This window comes from Tessaracoccus flavescens, from assembly GCF_001998865.1.
Classification (GTDB): domain Bacteria; phylum Actinomycetota; class Actinomycetes; order Propionibacteriales; family Propionibacteriaceae; genus Arachnia; species Arachnia flavescens.
Map to the genome: position 1 here is coordinate 384,541 of NZ_CP019607.1, position 15,871 is coordinate 400,411.

16 protein-coding genes are annotated in these 15,871 nt (G+C 68.3%); 1 reads left to right on the forward strand and 15 read right to left on the reverse strand.

The window, feature by feature from the left end:
* From BW733_RS01880 to uvrC, 14 genes are all read right to left on the reverse strand, one after another.
* The gene (locus tag BW733_RS01880) at nt 1–621 is read right to left on the reverse strand and encodes a hypothetical protein (protein ID WP_077347388.1); all 621 of its coding nucleotides are present in this window, start codon (nt 619–621) and stop codon (nt 1–3) included.
* Nucleotides 622–770: 149 nt separating this feature from the next.
* A complete protein-coding gene (locus BW733_RS01885; RefSeq protein WP_077347390.1) occupies nt 771–1,127 on the reverse strand; it encodes an RNA polymerase-binding protein RbpA in 357 nt (118 codons plus the stop codon).
* Nucleotides 1,128–1,174: 47 nt separating this feature from the next.
* Entirely contained in the window at nt 1,175–1,444 is a 270-nt protein-coding gene (gene secG, locus BW733_RS01890; RefSeq protein ID WP_077347392.1) for a preprotein translocase subunit SecG, read from the reverse strand.
* A gap of 115 nt (nt 1,445–1,559) precedes the next feature.
* Nucleotides 1,560–2,339, reverse strand: coding sequence for a triose-phosphate isomerase (tpiA, locus tag BW733_RS01895; protein ID WP_077347394.1), 780 nt, complete (start codon nt 2,337–2,339; stop codon nt 1,560–1,562).
* Nucleotides 2,339–3,553: a phosphoglycerate kinase gene (locus tag BW733_RS01900; RefSeq protein WP_077347396.1), complete on the reverse strand. Its 1,215-nt coding sequence runs from the start codon at nt 3,551–3,553 to the stop codon at nt 2,339–2,341. Before BW733_RS01900 ends, tpiA begins: the two co-directional genes overlap by 1 nt.
* Nucleotides 3,554–3,648: 95 nt before the next feature.
* Complete coding sequence (gene gap / locus BW733_RS01905; protein WP_077347398.1) at nt 3,649–4,644, reverse strand: type I glyceraldehyde-3-phosphate dehydrogenase; 996 nt, start codon at nt 4,642–4,644, stop codon at nt 3,649–3,651.
* Between the two features lie 113 nt (nt 4,645–4,757).
* Entirely contained in the window at nt 4,758–5,741 is a 984-nt protein-coding gene (gene whiA / locus BW733_RS01910) for a DNA-binding protein WhiA (protein ID WP_077347400.1), read from the reverse strand.
* 84 nt (nt 5,742–5,825) lie between these two features.
* Nucleotides 5,826–6,773 carry a gluconeogenesis factor YvcK family protein gene (locus tag BW733_RS01915; protein ID WP_077347402.1) on the reverse strand — a complete coding sequence of 316 codons (948 nt, stop codon included), beginning with the start codon at nt 6,771–6,773 and terminating at the stop codon, nt 5,826–5,828.
* Entirely contained in the window at nt 6,770–7,636 is an 867-nt protein-coding gene (gene rapZ / locus BW733_RS01920) for an RNase adapter RapZ (protein WP_077347404.1), read from the reverse strand. Before rapZ ends, BW733_RS01915 begins: the two co-directional genes overlap by 4 nt.
* Nucleotides 7,637–7,831: 195 nt before the next feature.
* A complete protein-coding gene (locus BW733_RS18760) occupies nt 7,832–8,323 on the reverse strand; it encodes a low affinity iron permease family protein (RefSeq protein WP_202970255.1) in 492 nt (163 codons plus the stop codon).
* 71 nt (nt 8,324–8,394) lie between these two features.
* Entirely contained in the window at nt 8,395–9,009 is a 615-nt protein-coding gene (locus tag BW733_RS01930) for a CbiQ family ECF transporter T component (protein ID WP_077347406.1), read from the reverse strand.
* Complete coding sequence (locus BW733_RS18765; RefSeq protein ID WP_202970256.1) at nt 9,006–9,707, reverse strand: energy-coupling factor ABC transporter ATP-binding protein; 702 nt, start codon at nt 9,705–9,707, stop codon at nt 9,006–9,008. Before BW733_RS18765 ends, BW733_RS01930 begins: the two co-directional genes overlap by 4 nt.
* Complete coding sequence (locus BW733_RS18770) at nt 9,704–10,285, reverse strand: biotin transporter BioY (protein WP_202970257.1); 582 nt, start codon at nt 10,283–10,285, stop codon at nt 9,704–9,706. Before BW733_RS18770 ends, BW733_RS18765 begins: the two co-directional genes overlap by 4 nt.
* 89 nt (nt 10,286–10,374) lie before the next feature.
* Entirely contained in the window at nt 10,375–12,294 is a 1,920-nt protein-coding gene (gene uvrC / locus BW733_RS01940) for an excinuclease ABC subunit UvrC (RefSeq protein ID WP_077347410.1), read from the reverse strand.
* A gap of 117 nt (nt 12,295–12,411) precedes the next feature.
* On the opposite strand from uvrC, the gene BW733_RS01945 reads away from it, so the two are divergent.
* Complete coding sequence (locus BW733_RS01945; RefSeq protein WP_077347412.1) at nt 12,412–13,023, forward strand: hypothetical protein; 612 nt, start codon at nt 12,412–12,414, stop codon at nt 13,021–13,023.
* Between the two features lie 2 nt (nt 13,024–13,025).
* Here BW733_RS01945 and uvrA read toward each other — a convergent pair whose 3' ends face one another.
* The gene (uvrA, locus tag BW733_RS01950; RefSeq protein ID WP_077347414.1) at nt 13,026–15,866 is read right to left on the reverse strand and encodes an excinuclease ABC subunit UvrA; all 2,841 of its coding nucleotides are present in this window, start codon (nt 15,864–15,866) and stop codon (nt 13,026–13,028) included.
* Between the last annotated feature and the right edge of the window lie 5 nt (nt 15,867–15,871).

Sequence of the window (15,871 nt, forward strand, 5' to 3'; positions counted from 1 at the left end):
TCATCGCCGCGAGGGCGGGAGGAAGAGCAGCACCGCGAGGATCAGGTGCACCACGCTCGCCACGATGGCGACACCTCCCATCGGCAGGGAGATGCCGACCAGGAGCGCTCCCACCACCCCAATGATTGCGAACACGCCGAGGATCGTGAGGACTCCGCCGACCCTCGGCGCGCCAGGGGCCGCTGCGACGGTGACGATGGCGAGGACCAGCTGCAGGAGCAGCAGCAGCGCGGCGACGCCGAGCCCGATCAGGTAGATGGTGTCGCCGACCTTCGGGTAGCCCTCGTGGAGGATCGTGTCGCCGAAGAGCCACAGCGGGATGGCGATCAGGTGGGTGATGGCGGTGAAGATGGCCGCGACCCTTCCGCAGCCGCCGCCCGAGGCTCGCGCAGCCGGACGGTACTGCTGCTGCCCGTATCCGGGCTGGGGCCCGTACGCCGGCTGAGGTGACCACTGCTGTGCCGGAACCGCCTGGGGCTGCCCCGGCGGATACCCCTGGGGCGCGGCGGGCACCGCCGGCTGGGGACGGGTGTCGGCCAGCGGCGACGGTTGGACGGCGGGCTGCTCGAGAGTCGGGTCTGCGTCGATCGGCTCGCCGATGCCGTATGGATCGTTGGTCACGCTGGCTCCTCAGACGTCGTGTCGCCCGACATCCTAACGGGGAGGCGTCCCATCCCGGGGTGCGCCATCCCCGCGGAACCGACCCGGTGCCCCTATGACAGGGACCCAGGCGATGCCCGGGTCCTTGTGTCAGCTGTGCGCGACGGGGGTCAGTAGATGACCTCGCCGCTGGCGCGACGCGCACGAAGGGCGGTGACCGCCTCCTCGAGGATCTGCGCCGCCTCCGCATCCGTGCGGCGTTCCTTGACGTAGGCCAGATGCGTCTTGTACGGGGTGATCTTCGGCGGGGGCGGAGGGTTGTCCGCGTCCATGCTCGCCGGGAGTCCGCAGCGCGGGCAGTCCCACGTCTCGGGGATCTGCGCATCTGCCGCGAAGGCCGGACGGGTCACGTGCCCGCTCGAGCAGAAGTACGAGACGTGAAGCCGAGGCGCGGAATCGCCGCGCTCGGCCTCGCCCATGGGTCCTGCGCCGACGCGCGTGCCACGAATGGCGTTGCCACCTGCCACTTTGTTGTTCTCCTTGTGAAGAGTGATTCAGTGAGTTTGTCGCGCGCTCAGAAGTCGAGGCGGTACAGCACGAGCAGACCGACGATGGTCAGCAGCCAGACCAGAGCGAGCACGACCGTGATCCGGTCGAGTCGACGCTCCGCCGTGGAGGCTCCACCCATCGAGGTGGACATGCCCCCACCGAACAGATCGGACATTCCGCCTCCACGACCCTTGTGGAGAAGGACGGTGGCCGCGAGCAGGATGCTGAGGATCACCACGATGATCGACAACGTCGTAATGGGCCAGGACACCAGGGGGACAATCACGCGCCCCATGTTATCGGACGAGCCCCGTTATTCCACATTCGCCCCTGCCGATGCTCATCGCCGTGAGCGGGTGGAAAAAAGCCGGTGGCGCCGCCCCCTCAGGGGCGGCGCCACCGGGCTCAGCTCAGAGTTGGTAGAAGCACACGATCGCCGCGAACTCCTCGGGCTGGAGGCTCGCTCCGCCGACAAGGCAGCCGTCGATGTCGGGCTGGTCCATGATCTGCACGACGTTGCCGGACTTCACCGAACCGCCGTACTGGATGCGGACGGACTCGGCGGTCGCCTCGTCGTACAGCGCAGCGACCTCCTTACGGATGGCGCCACACACCTCCTGCGCGTCGGCCGGGGTGGCCACCTCGCCGGTGCCGATGGCCCAGACGGGCTCGTAGGCGATGACGAGGCCGGCGACCTGCTCGGACGAGAGGCCCTGCAGCGCACGGCGGACCTGATCGAGCGTGTACTCGACATGGTTGCCCGCCTTACGGATGTCGAGGCCCTCGCCGACGCACACGATCGGGGTCATGCCCGCGCCGAGCACCTTGAACGCCTTGGCGTTGACCAGCTCGTCGGTCTCACCGAAGAACTGACGACGCTCCGAGTGGCCGATGATGACGTACTGGACGCCGAGCTTCGACAGCATCGACGCCGAGATCTCGCCGGTGAAGGCGCCGTTGTCGTGCTCGGACACGTTCTGCGCGCCGAGACCGAACTGCAGGCGGTCGCCGTCGATCAGGGTGCGGACGGTGCGGATGTCGGTGAAGGGCACGCAGAGCACGCACTCCGACTTCTTGGGGTCCCAGTCCTTGTCGACCAAGGTGTAGTGAAGCTTCTCCACGAGTCCGGTGGCCTCGATGTGGTCGACGTTCATCTTCCAGTTGCCGACCATGATGGGCTTGCGAGTCATCAGTTGTTCTCCTCCAGAACCGAGATGCCTGGAAGGTCCTTACCCTCCAGGAATTCCAGCGACGCGCCGCCGCCGGTCGAGATGTGGCCGAACTCGTCGTCGGCGAAGCCGAGCGCACGAACGGCGGCGGCGGAGTCGCCACCACCGACCACGGAAAGCCCACCGACCTCGGTGAGCGCCTTGGCGACGGCCTTGGTGCCGTCCGAGAACTCCTTGATCTCGAACACGCCCATGGGGCCGTTCCAGAACACGGTCTTCGCGCCGCGGATGGCCTCGGCGAACAGCTTCTCCGACTCGGGGCCGATGTCGAGGCCCATCTTGTCTGCGGGGATGGCGTCGGCCGAGACGACCTCGACCTCACCGATGGGCTTGAGGCCCTCGAAGTCGGCCCCGTCGGCGACGCGGACGTCGACCGGAAGCAGGATGACCTTGCCCTCGGCCTTCGCCTGCTCCAGGTACGCCTTGCAGGTCTCGAGGTTGTCGTTGTCGACGAGCGACTTGCCGATGTCGTGGCCCTGCGCCTTCAGGAAGGTGAAGAGCATGCCACCGCCGATGACGAGCGTGTCTGCGACCTTGAGCAGGTTGTCGATGACGGACAGCTTGTCTGCCACCTTCGCGCCGCCGAGCACGACGACGTAGGGACGCTCGGGCGACTCGGTCAGCTGCTTCAGCACGCCGACCTCCTTGGCCACGAGAGAACCGGCCGCGTTCGGCAGCAGCTTGGCGACGTCGTAGACGGAGGCCTGCTTGCGGTGCACGACGCCGAAGCCGTCGGAGACGAAGATGTCACCGAAGGCCGCGTACTTCTTCGCCAGTTCGGTGCGGGCGGCCTCGTCCTTCGACTCCTCGCCCGGCTCGTAGCGGACGTTCTCCAGCAGGGCGACCTCGCCGTCCTGCAGCGAGTCGACGACGGACTTTGCCGAGTCACCGACGACGTCGCCCGCGAACTTCACCTCGGTGCCGAGCAGCTCGCCGAGCCGCTTCGCGACCGGGGCGAGCGAGTACTTGGGGTTGACCTCGCCCTTCGGGCGGCCCAGGTGGGCCATGATCACGATGCGGGCGCCCGCGTCACGCAGCTGCTGCAGCGTGGGGAGCGCGGCGCGGATGCGGCCGTCGTCCGTGATGTTCTTGTCCGCGTCGAGCGGGACGTTGAAGTCGTTACGGATCAGCACGCGCTTGCCGGAGAGGTCTCCCAGGTCTGCGACGGACTTCATGTTTGGCCTTTCTCTAAAGGTGTGGGACGACCGCGGCCCCGCAACCCCACGAGGGGTCACGGGGCCGTGGTCTTGAGCACAGAGTGTGCGGAGGATCAGAGCTTCGAGCCGACGAGCTCGGTCAGGTCGACGAGACGGTTGGAGTAGCCCCACTCGTTGTCGTACCAGCCGAGCACCTTCACCTGGTTGCCGATGACCTTGGTCAGCTTGGCGTCGAAGATGCAGGAGGCCGGGTCGGTCTCGATGTCCTTGGACACGATCTCGTCCTCGGTGTAGACGAGGATGCGGCCGTCGGCGGCCTTCTTGATGATCTCGTTGATCTCCTCGACGGAGGTCTCACGCGAGGCCTCGAAGGTGAGGTCGGTGGCGGAGCCGGTCGGGGTGGGAACGCGCATGGCGTAGCCGTCCAGCTTACCCTTCAGCTCGGGCAGAACCAGCGAGACGGCCTTGGCCGCACCGGTGGTGGTGGGGACCATGTTCAGGGCGGCGGCGCGCGAGCGACGCAGGTCCTTGTGCGGGCCGTCCTGCAGGTTCTGGTCCTGCGTGTAGGCGTGGATCGTGGTCATGAGGCCACGCTCGATGCCGATGCCGTCGTTGAGGGCCTTGGCCATCGGGGCGAGGCAGTTGGTGGTGCAGGAGGCGTTCGAGATGATGTTGTGGATCGCCGGATCGTACTTGTCGTCGTTGACGCCCATCACGATGGTGATGTCCTCGTTCTTGGCCGGAGCCGAGATGAGCACCTTCTTGGCGCCTGCCTTGATGTGGGCGTCGGCCTTGGTGGCGTCGGTGAAGAAGCCGGTCGACTCGATGACGATGTCAACGCCGAGGTCGGCCCAGGGAAGCTGAGCGGGATCCTTCTCAGCGAAAGCCTTGATCTCCTTGCCGTCGACGGTGATCGAGTCATCGTCGTAGCTGATCTCGCCGGGGAAGCGACCGAGGATCGAGTCGTACTTGAGGAGGTGGGCCAGGGTCTTGTTGTCGGTCAGGTCGTTGACTGCGACGACATCAAGATCGGCACCCGAAGCGACGAGCGCGCGGAAGTAGTTGCGGCCGATGCGGCCAAACCCGTTGATTGCAACCTTAACGGTCATGTGGAATTCGATCCCTTTCGAGCTACCAGCGCCAGAAGGCGCATACGGACAGGAGTAATCCTATCTTCCAGAGCCCGTCGGGCAACAGCGGGGGCCAATTTAACCAGACAGTGTCATTCGCCCTCGCTGAGGTCGGCGGGCAGGCTCGCCTCCGTGTTCGGCACCCCGGCATCGTCTGCAGCTTTGTCCGCCGTCGCCAGCAGACGACGGATCCGGCCTGCGATCGCGTCCTTGGTCAGCGGCGGTTCGTGCAGCCGACCCAGTTCCTCGAGGCTGGCCTGGCGGTTGGCGAGGCGGAGTTCACCCGCTGCGCGCAGGTGCTCGGGCACATCGTCGCCGAGGATCTCCATGGCGCGCTCGACCCGGGCGCTCGCCGTCACCGCCGCGCGGGCGGAGCGGCGCAGGTTCGCGTCGTCGAAGTTGGCGAGCCGGTTGACGTTCGCGCGGACCTCCCTGCGCTTCCTGCGCTCCTCCCAGACGATCCGCGCCTCGGCGGCGCCCATCCTGGTCAGCAGTTCACCGATTGCGTCGCCGTCGCGGATGACCACGCGGTCGACGCCGCGGACCTCGCGGGACTTCACGCTGATCCCGAGCCGCCGGGCGGCCCCGACCAGCGCAAGCGCGGCCTCTGACCCGGGGCAGGTGATCTCGAGCGCCATCGACCTGCCCGGCTCGGTGAGCGAGCCGCGGGCGAGGAAGGCGCCACGCCACACGGCGATCGAGTCCGCCTGCGAACCTCCGACCACCACCGGAGGCAGCCCGCGGACCGGGCGACGGTTCTGGTCAACGAGGCCGGTCATCCTGGCGAGCTGTTCGCCCTCGCGAACCACCCGCACGGTGTAGCGCGGGCCTCGACGCACCCCGGAGCCGTTGATCACGAGCAGCTCCGAGTCGATCGAGTAGAGCTCGGAGATGAATGCGCGCAGCCTGCGGGCCGCTGCCCCGGTGTCGAGTTCGGCCTCGATCACGATCCGTCCACCGACCAGGTGCAGCCCCCCGGCGAACCTGAGGACGGCCGCAACCTCCGCGCGCCGCACCGACGGGTGCGGGGCGGTGACAGTGGCGAGCTCAGCCTTCACCTTCTGCGTCAGAGCCATGGGCGCAGTCTGCCACAGACCGGTCCAACCGGAACCCGATCCACCCGATGCCGGGGCCCCGCAACCGTGTCCCCACTGGGGGTTTCAGCCGGTGATGACCTCGCTGAAAATCGAGGCGAGCCGGTTGGTGTCGTGCAGCGCGGCTCCCCCGCGGAGGGCGACGTCCGCGCGGACCAGCCGGCCACCGAGGGAGGCGACATAGGACTCCAGGTAGCGGTCGGTGTCCGCGAAGCGTCGGTCGGCGATCACCACGTCGAGCCGGAGCCCCGGCGCGTGTTCGGCGAGCAGCTCGATGTGGCGCGACGCGCTGAAGCCGTCTGTCTCCTCCGCGGGCGCGACGTTGAGCACGAGGACCCGCTGCGCCTTCGTCTCGAGGATCGCCTTGGCGAGATCGGGCACCAGCAGGTGCGGGATGACGCTGGTGAACCAGGAACCGGGCCCGAGCACGACGCTGTCTGCCTGCGCGATGGCCTCCACCGCCTCCGCCCTCGCTGGCGGGGCCGAGGGCACGAGCCGCACGCCCTGGACGATCGCGCGCGACTTTGCCACCGTCGCCTGGCCGCTGAGCGTGCAGACCTCGTCGGGAGCGAAGGGGTCGAGGCCGACGACGTCGGCCTCGATCTCGAGCGGGATCGAGCTCATGGGAAGCACCCGACCGCGGGTCCGCAGCAGATCCCCCACCATGTCGAGGCCCTCGACCGGGTCGTCGAACTGCTGCCAGAGCCCTGCGATCAGGAGGTTGCCGATGGCATGACCGGCGAGCGACCCCTCACCGGTGAACCGGGACTGCAGGACGTTGGCCCAGGTCCGTCCGACGTGGTCGTCCGAGCACAGCGCGGCCAGCGCCATGCGCAGGTCTCCGGGCGGCAGGATGTTGAACTCGTCGCGGAGCCTTCCCGACGATCCCCCGTCGTCTGCGACGGTGACCACCGCGGTCAGGCGGTCGGTGATCCGGCGCAGCGCAGTCAGCGAGGCCGACAGGCCGTGGCCTCCTCCGAGGGCGACCACGCGGGGCAGCGAGTTGAGACTCATTCCTTCCCCAGATCCCGGTGCAGCACCGTCGTCGGGAACCCCTTCTCCCGCAGTCGGCCGGCGAGCTCCTCCGACATCGACGTGGAACGGTGCTTTCCTCCGGTGCAGCCGATCGCGAGCGTCACCTGGCGCTTGCCCTCGGCGAGGTAGCCAGGCGCGACCGTCGCGAGCAGGTTGACCATGTGGTCCTGGAACTGCTGGGCCGCGTCGTGCTTGAGCACGTACTGCGCGACGTCGCGGCTGAGGCCGGACTTGGGGCGCAGCTCCGGGATCCAGAAGGGGTTGGGCAGGAAGCGCACGTCGAAGACCATGTCGGCGTCGACCGGGACGCCGTTCTTGAACCCGAACGAGATGATCGAGATCTTCAGCCTGTCGGTCGCCTCCCCGCCGAAGTGGTTGTCGATGCGCTGGGTGAGCTGCCGCGCCGACAGCCTGGAGGTGTCGACGACGATGTCCGCATCAGCGCGCAGGTCGGCGAGCAGCCGCCGTTCACGCTCGATGCCCTCGATCAGGCGGTCGCCACCCTGCAACGGCAGTGGCCGCCTGTTCGACTCCTGTCGCTGCACGATCACGTCGTCGGTCGCCTCGAGGAAGACGCTTGTGACCGTCGCGCCCTTCTTCGTGACCTCGGCCAGCGCGGTCGGGACCTGGTCGAACTGCTCGCGTGAACGTACGTCGACCACCACTGCGAGCCGGGTGACCCCGTCCCGGAGCATGGTCTCGGCGAGCGACGGGATCATCAGCGGAGGCAGGTTGTCCACGACATACCAGCCGAGATCCTCCATCGCATGGGCCGCGGTCCGCCTTCCAGCGCCGGAGAGTCCGGTGATCAGCGCGATCTCGAGCGGGGACGAAGAGGTCATGGCGCCACCCTACTGGCAGCGGCTCCAGCACCCCCACCACCCGGCGTGGATCTGACCCGGAGTGACAGCTTCCCGGCAAGCAGTGAGAAGGTGGGAAAATGAATGACCAACAGATGAGTAACACCGCCGTCCGGAGGAAGTCCGGTCACCCGGCAGGGCTGTGGAACCTGGCCGGCGTGGAGATGTGGGAGCGTTTCAGCTTCTACGGCATGCAGGCGATCCTCGCCGTACTTCCTGATCATCGGCGGCGCCTCCATCGTGGTCGGGATCGTCATGGTGGTGCTGAACCGCTGGATCGTGAAGATGATGCGCGGCCTGCGCTGATCCGTGGACTGGTTCTCCCGGCTGGTCGGCTTCGACGAGTCGATCGGGCCCGACGAGGTGCGTCGGAGGCTGCGCGTCGAGGACGGCGCGCTCGACTTCAGCTGAGTCAGACCCGTCCGGGACGGGCGTGGCCGAGACGGTCGGCCTCCCTTGCCGCCCGGGGCAGCTCCGCGTCGGTTCACGGACCCGGGCGATGTCCTCCTCGTCGAGCTCCTCGAGGTCGAGCAGCGCGTTGTGCGCGTCGGCCGTGACGCGGATCAGTTCGTCGAGCTTCGTCTGGATGGCGGCGGTGTCGCGGTTCTGGGTTGACTGGATGAGAAACACCATCAGGAAGGTGATGATGGTGGTGGAGGTGTTGATCACCAGCTGCCGCGCCTCCAACGACGGACCTGGTGTCCACGACCCACGAAGCGACCGCGCCGCCGGTGGGCCCGTCAGTCGGGGAGGCCGCGCGCGTGCAGGGCCTCACCGGTGCGTTGCGCGTAGGCAACGGCGTTGACGACGGCCGGGATGAGCAGCCGCACCGGGTTGCGGTCCCTCCCGCGCGCACGCGCGGCGTCGCGGGCGTCCTGCAGCGCGCCTGCGAGGTAGGGGATGGAGCGGAGCATGAGCGCGATCGCCACGGTGACCGTGTCCGGGTTGAGGCGAAGCAGCCTGAGCGGTCGCAGCCCGGTCGACAGCGCGTCCATCAGGTCAGGGGTCGACGTCGTGAGGGTGAGCAGGCGCGAGGCGAGCACCGCGGCGAGGACGTTTCCCGGCGAGATGAAGGCGTCCACGAAGTGGGTGGAGAACAGCTGGTAGGAGGCGAGCAGGGCGAGGATCACCCACAGGTACCACCCGACGGCGAGGCTGCGGCGCAGCCCGATCCCCGAGGTGACAAGCGAGAGGATCGCGACGCCGATCGCCGCAGCCGTCGCCCACCACCGCCAGACGAGAAACGGCGGAACGGCGATGGCGAGCATCAACGCGTACTTCCAGCCGACGGGCAGCCGGAACAGCCAGCCGTCACCGGGTCGGAAGATGCCGAGCAGCGAGGTGTGGGCGTTCACGACGACACCATGGCGTCCTCGTACGCCGCGACCGCGTCGGTCGGGTCGCCGTCGGCCAGCACCTTCCCGTACTCGATGACGATCACCCGGTCGGCCTCGCGGGCGAGGTCGAGATCGTGGGTGGAGAAGATCACCTGCTGGGTGAGTCCGGCGAGGATCCGGCGCAGCATCAACCTGTTGCGCAGGTCGAGCAGGGTGGTCGGCTCGTCCGCGACGACCACGCGGGGCCCGACCGCAAGCACGCTGGTCAGCGCCACCAGTTGTCGCTCTCCCCCGCTGAGGTCGTAGACGCTCTGGTTGGCGACGTGACCGATGCCTCTGCTGTCCAGCAGTTCCTGCGCGCGCCGGGTGCGCTCCTTCCGGTCGCGCACCGTCGCGCGGAGGCTGAGCTCGACGTCCTCGACCGGCGTCGACATGAGCAGTTGCGACAGCGGATCGGTGAACACGAACCCGACGAGCGAACGGACCCGCTTCGCGTCCTTGACCGTGTCGAGCCCGTCCACCAGGACGCTGCCGGAGGTCGGGGCGCGCAGCCCGTTGAGCAGCCGCAGCAGGGTCGACTTGCCCGACCCGTTCGCGCCGATCACGGCGATCCTCGACTCGGTGAGCTCAAGCGAGATCCGCTCGAGCAGCACGCGGTCGGGGGCGTCCGCCGTCGGTGCGGGGACGCTGACCGTGACGTCGCGCAGGCTGATCACCGACCGAGCAGCCTCGGGAAGGCCTTGTGCACCGCGACCGCCACAAGCACCGCGACCAGGTTCTTCAGCAGGTCGCCCGGCCAGAAGGTCAGGTCGAGCGCGAAGGCCTCTCGCCAGCCCATGCCGCCTCCGAAGACGAGGCCGGCCGCGCCGAGCGGCCACACGACCACGAGCCGGACCACGACGGTTGCGAGGAAGAGCCAGAGGGCGGCGAGTCGCTCGCGCCTGCGCACGATGATCCGGGCGGCGAGCCCCATCAGGAAGGCGGAGACGAGGAAGGAGGCGACGTAGCCTCCGGTCGGGCCGAGGAGCACGGAGATGCCTGCCCGCCCGCCTGCGAACACCGGGAGTCCTGCGACGCCGACGCCGACGTAGAGCGCGACGGCGGCGAGGCCCCGCCATGGGCCGAGGCACAGTGCCGCAAGGGCGACGCCGAAGGTCTGCAGGGTGATCGGCACGGGTCCGACCGCGAAGGCAGGGGCGAGCGACAGGGCGGCGATCAGGGCCGCGAAGACTGCGACGTAGGCGAGATCGGCCGGGGCGACGGCGCGCTGGGCGGTGGCGGACTGAGCGGTCATGAGCACTCCCTCTTCGGTGGTGTCACCATCTAAGCACCTCGTTTGAACACTGTTCAACTCGGGCGTGACAGCGCGCGTGCGGCGACCCATCAGATCTCCGTTACCTCGCCGGTGGTGAGGTTGATCGCCTCTCCCCCGGTGTCGGCCACCGCCGCCTTGACCGCGGCCGCGAGGGTCGGGCCGAAGCCGGGCACCTGGGCGATCTCCTCGACGCTGGCCTGGCGGAGCTTCCGCATGGAGCCGAAGTACTTCAGCAGCGCCTTGCGCCGAAGCTCACCCAGTCCCGGGACGCCGTCGAGCACCGACTCGACAACATGCTTCGCCCTGCGCGAGCGGTGGTGGGTGATCGCGAACCGGTGCGCCTCGTCGCGGAGGCGCTGCAACAGATACAGCCCCTCGGAGGCGCGGGGAAGGATCACCGGGAAGTCCTCCTCCGGGAGCCAGACCTCCTCGAGGCGCTTGGCGAGGCCACACAGGGCGATCTCGTTGTCGAGGCCGAACTCGCGCAGCACCTCGGCGGCGGCGTTGACCTGCGGCTGGCCTCCGTCGACGACGATCAGCCCTGGCGCGTAGGAGAACTTCGCCGCCTCACCGGTCGTGGCGTCGACCAGCACGTCGGCGGCGCGCTCGTCGACGAGGCGGCGCAGCCTTCGCGTGAGCACCTCCCGGATGGCAGCGACGTCGTCGCTGCCCTCGAAGCCCTTGATGATGAAGCGGCGGTACTGGTTCTTGCGGGCCATGCCGTCCTCGAAGACGACCATCGAGCCGACGACCTCGGTGCCCATGGTGTGCGAGATGTCGTAGCACTCGATCCGCAGCGGGGGCTCGTCCAACTGGAGCGCGTCTGCGACCTCCTCCAGCGCCTGGTTGCGCGTGGTGAGGTCGGTGGCGCGGCGCAGCTTCGCCTGGTCGAGGGCGAGCTCCGCGTTGCGCACGACGGTGTCGAGCAGGGCCCGCTTCTCGCCGCGGAGGGGGACCCTGATGTTGACGTTGGAGCCGCGGCGGACGGTGAGGTGCGCCGCGATCGCGTCCTCGGCCTCCACAGAGGAGAAGATGTGCGGCGGGATCTCCAGATCGTCGGTGTAGAGCTGTTCGAGGAATGCCTCGAGCAGTTCGGTGAGGGGTCGGTCGTCCGCCCTGTCCGCGATCCAGCCACGCTCCCCCAGGATGCGCCCGTCGACGATGTGGAACACCTGGACGGCGACCTGCTGCCCGTCGTCGGCGAGTCCGACGATGTCGGCGCGGAGCCCGTCGCTCAGCACGACGGAGTTCTTCTCCTGCACCCGCTTCAGCGCCGCGAGGGAGTCGCGCAGGACGGCCGCCCGCTCGAAGTTGAGATCGGCAGAGGCCTGGTACATCTCGCGCTCGATCCGGCCGATGATCCCGCCGGTGTTGCCTGCCATGAAGGAGGCGAAGTCCTCGGCGATGTCGCGGTGTTCCTCCGGGGTGACCCGCCCGACGCACGGCGCGGAGCACTTGCCGATGTCGCCGAGCAGGCAGGCGCGCCCAGAGGACCTTGCGCGGTTGAACACGCCCTGCGTGCAGGAGCGCATCGGGAAGACGCGCAGCAGCAGGTCGACCGTCTCGCGGATGGCCCACGCCTGGCCGAACGGCCCGAAGTAGCGGGTGCCGCGCTTCTTGGCCCCGCGACCGACGAAGACGCGCGGGAACTCCTCGCTCATCGTGATGGCGAGCCACGGGTAGGACTTGTCGTCGCGGTACTTGACGTTGAAGCGCGGGTCGAACTGCTGGATCCAGGTGTACTCGAGCTGGAGCGCCTCCACCTCGCTCGCGACGACGGTCCATTCGACCTTGTTCGCGGTGCGCACCATCGTCTGGGTGCGGAAGTGCAGCGCGGCCGGGTCGGCGAAGTAGGAGTTGAGCCGCTGCCGCAGGTTCTTGGCCTTCCCGACGTAGATCACGTTGCCGAACGAGTCGAAGAACCGGTAGACCCCTGGATCGGTTGGAATGCTCCCCGGGCGGGGACGGTAGCTTGCGGGATCGGCCATGGCACCGATCTTAGGTCGGGCCGCCGACGGTGGCACACCCGCTGAGACACACCGCCAAAAGGCGACGATCCGTCCATCTGTGGACCCGAGACCGGGGCGCGGCTATACGGTTGGTCCATGATCGACGACCGACGCCACAGCATGACCCAGGAGTCGGCACCGACCGCGGCCGACAGAGCCAGGTACCACGGGGACCTGGCGCTGTTCCGCCGCCGCAAGCGGCTCGCGCTCGCCGTCGGCGTGGTCAGCACCGTGCTCGCCATCCTCCTGATCGCCTTCGGCGTCGCCCTGGCGCTCGGCGCCCAGAACACGATCTCGGGCAAGTTCCTCGTCCAGCAGCACGTGCCAGGACCCGACGGCTCGATCAGCCTCCCGGAGAACGGGACCTACGCGATCCACAGCGCCGAACGCGACCTGCCCGAGTGCACCGTCACCGACCTCGACGGCGTCCGGCTCACCACGACCAGGAGCACCGCTCCCGAGGCGCCCGACGTGCCGCTCGCGATGTTCGAGGCGGCAAAGGGCGGCTACACGGTCCACTGCGAGGGCGGCAACGACGGGGTGTCTGTCTACTCCACCGACAACCTGGACACCGTGTTCAACGGGTGGCGGAGCCTGCTGCTGCAGGCCGTGCCATTCGTCGTGGCCGGTCTCGCGCTGCTCGCGGTCGCGCGCCTCGTCCCTGCCCGGATCGCGCCCGAGCGGCTGCGCCCCGTCATCCCAGACTGAGCTCAGCCCTCCAGGATCGGCTTCAGGAACGCGCCGGTCGCCGACTTCTTGTTCGCGGCCACCTCTTCGGGGGTGCCGGTCGCCACGACGGTGCCACCGCGCGATCCGCCGTCGGGCCCCATGTCGATCAGGTGGTCCGCCGACTTGATCACGTCGAGGTTGTGCTCGATCGTCACGACGGTGTTGCCCGCGTCGACGAGGCGCTGCAGCACGGTGAGCAGTCTCCGGATGTCCTCGAAGTGCAGACCGGTGGTCGGCTCGTCCAACACGTAGAGGGTGCGCCCGGTCGAGCGCTTCTGCAGTTCGGCGGCGAGCTTGACGCGCTGGGCCTCACCGCCAGAGAGGGTCGTAGCGGGCTGGCCGAGCCTGACGTACCCGAGCCCGACCTCCGTCAGGGTCTTCAGGTAGCGCGCGATGGACGAGATCGGCGCGAAGAACTCGACGGCCTCGCTGATCGGCATGTCGAGCACCTCGGCGATCGTCTTGCCCTTGTAGTGCACCTCGAGGGTCTCGCGGTTGTAGCGGGCGCCGTGGCACACCTCGCACGGGACGTAGACGTCGGGCAGGAAGTTCATCTCGATCTTGATGGTGCCGTCGCCCATGCAGTTCTCGCAGCGGCCGCCCTTGACGTTGAACGAGAACCGGCCCGGCTGGTAGCCGCGGACCTTCGCCTCGGGGGTCTGCGCGAACAGGTTGCGGATCTTGTCGAACACGCCCGTGTAGGTGGCCGGGTTCGACCTGGGGGTGCGCCCGATCGGCGACTGGTCGACCTGGATCACCTTGTCGATGTGTTCAAGTCCCTCGAGCGACTTGTGCTTTCCCGGCACCGCCTTTGCGTTGTAGATCGCCCGCGCGGCCGCCGTGTAGAGGATCGAGTTGACCAGCGACGACTTGCCCGAGCCGGAGACGCCGGTCACCGCGATCAGCGAGCCGAGCGGGAAGGAGACGTCGATGCCGCGCAGGTTGTGCTCGCGGGCCCCCTTGACGACGATCTGGTTGCCGTTTCCCGACCGACGAACGCCCGGCACCGGGATGGCTAGACGTCCCGAGAGATAGGCACCGGTCAGCGACTCCTTCGAGGTCAGGAGTTCCTTCACCGGTCCGGAGACGACGACCTCTCCGCCGCCCTCGCCCGCCCCGGGACCGATGTCGACGGCCCAGTCGGAGGCGCGGATGGTGTCCTCGTCGTGTTCGACCACGATGAGGGTGTTTCCGAGGTCCCGGAGGTGGTGCAGCGTCTCGATCAGGCGCAGGTTGTCGCGCTGGTGCAGCCCGATGCTCGGCTCGTCGAGGACGTAGAGCACGCCGACCAGACCGGAGCCGATCTGCGTGGCGAGCCGGATCCGCTGCGCCTCACCGCCCGAAAGCGTTCCTGCACCGCGGGAGAGAGTCAGGTAGTCCAGCCCCACGTCGAGCAGGAACTTCAGCCGGGCGTTGATCTCCTTGATCAGCCGCTCGGCGATCGCCGCCTCACGATCGGTGAGGGTGAGCTCGCCGAGGAACTCGGCCGCCTCCCCGATCGACATGTCGGCGAGCTGGGCGATGTTGCGGTCGGCCACCGTGACGCCGAGCGAGGAAGGCTTCAGCCTTGCTCCCCCGCACTCGGGGCAGTTGATCTCGCGCATGTAGCCGCCCCAGCGGTCGCGGGCGGCGTCGGTCTCGGCCTCGTCGTAGCGGCGACGGATGAACGGAATGACGCCCTCGTACTTCTGGGAGAAGGAGCGCACGCGGCCGAAGCGGTTGCGGTACCTGACCACGACGTTGCCCTTCGCGCCGAAGAGCAGCAGCTTGCGCACGGCAGGGGTCAGGTCGATCCACGCCGTCTTCATGGAGAAGCCGTGCTCCTCGCCGAGCGAGGTCAGCACATGCTCGTAGTGGCTCTTGATGGTGGCAGCGCTCCACGGCGCGATGGCGCCTTCGTCGAGCGAGAGGTCCTCGTTGGGGATGATCAGCTCGGGGTCCGGGTCGAGCAGGGTGCCGAGGCCGGAACAGCCGGGACAGGCACCCCAGGGCCCGTTGAAGGAGAACTGCCGCGGCTCCAGCTCGTCGATGTTGACGTCGTGGTCATTGGGGCAGCCCATCTTCTCGGAGAAGCGGCGCTCACGCTCGGGGTCGTCGGCGGGAAGGTCGACGAAGTCGGCGATCACCACGCCCCCGGCGAGTCCGAGCGCCGTCTCGATCGACTCGGTGATCCGCTGCTTTGCGTTCGGCCGCACGACCGCGCGGTCGACGACCACCTCGATGTTGTGCTTGCGGTTCTTGTCGATGGCGGGCAGCTCGGTGAGCGGGAACGTCTCGCCGTCGATGCGCACGCGGCTGTAGCCGTCCCCGACGAGCTGCCGGAACAGCTCGGCGTGCTCGCCCTTTCGCCCGCGGATCAGCGGGGCGAGGATCTGGAAGCGGGTCCCCTCCTCGAGCGCCATGAGCCGGTCGACGATCTGCTGCGGGGTCTGCCTGCCGATGACGGCCCCGCACACCTCGCAGTGCGGCACGCCGATCCGGGCGAACAGGAGACGCAGGTAGTCGTAGACCTCGGTGATGGTGCCGACGGTCGAGCGCGGGTTGCGGCTCGTGGACTTCTGGTCGATCGACACCGCAGGCGAGAGGCCCTCGATGAAGTCGACGTCGGGCTTGTCCATCTGACCGAGGAACATGCGGGCGTAGGCCGAGAGCGACTCGACGTAGCGGCGCTGACCCTCGGCGAAGATGGTGTCGAAGGCCAGCGACGACTTGCCCGATCCGGACAGTCCGGTGAAGACGATCAGCGAGTCCCGAGGGAGGTCGAGGGAGACGTTCTTGAGGTTATGGACGCGTGCGCCACGTACTACGAGCCGATCATTCACGCCCG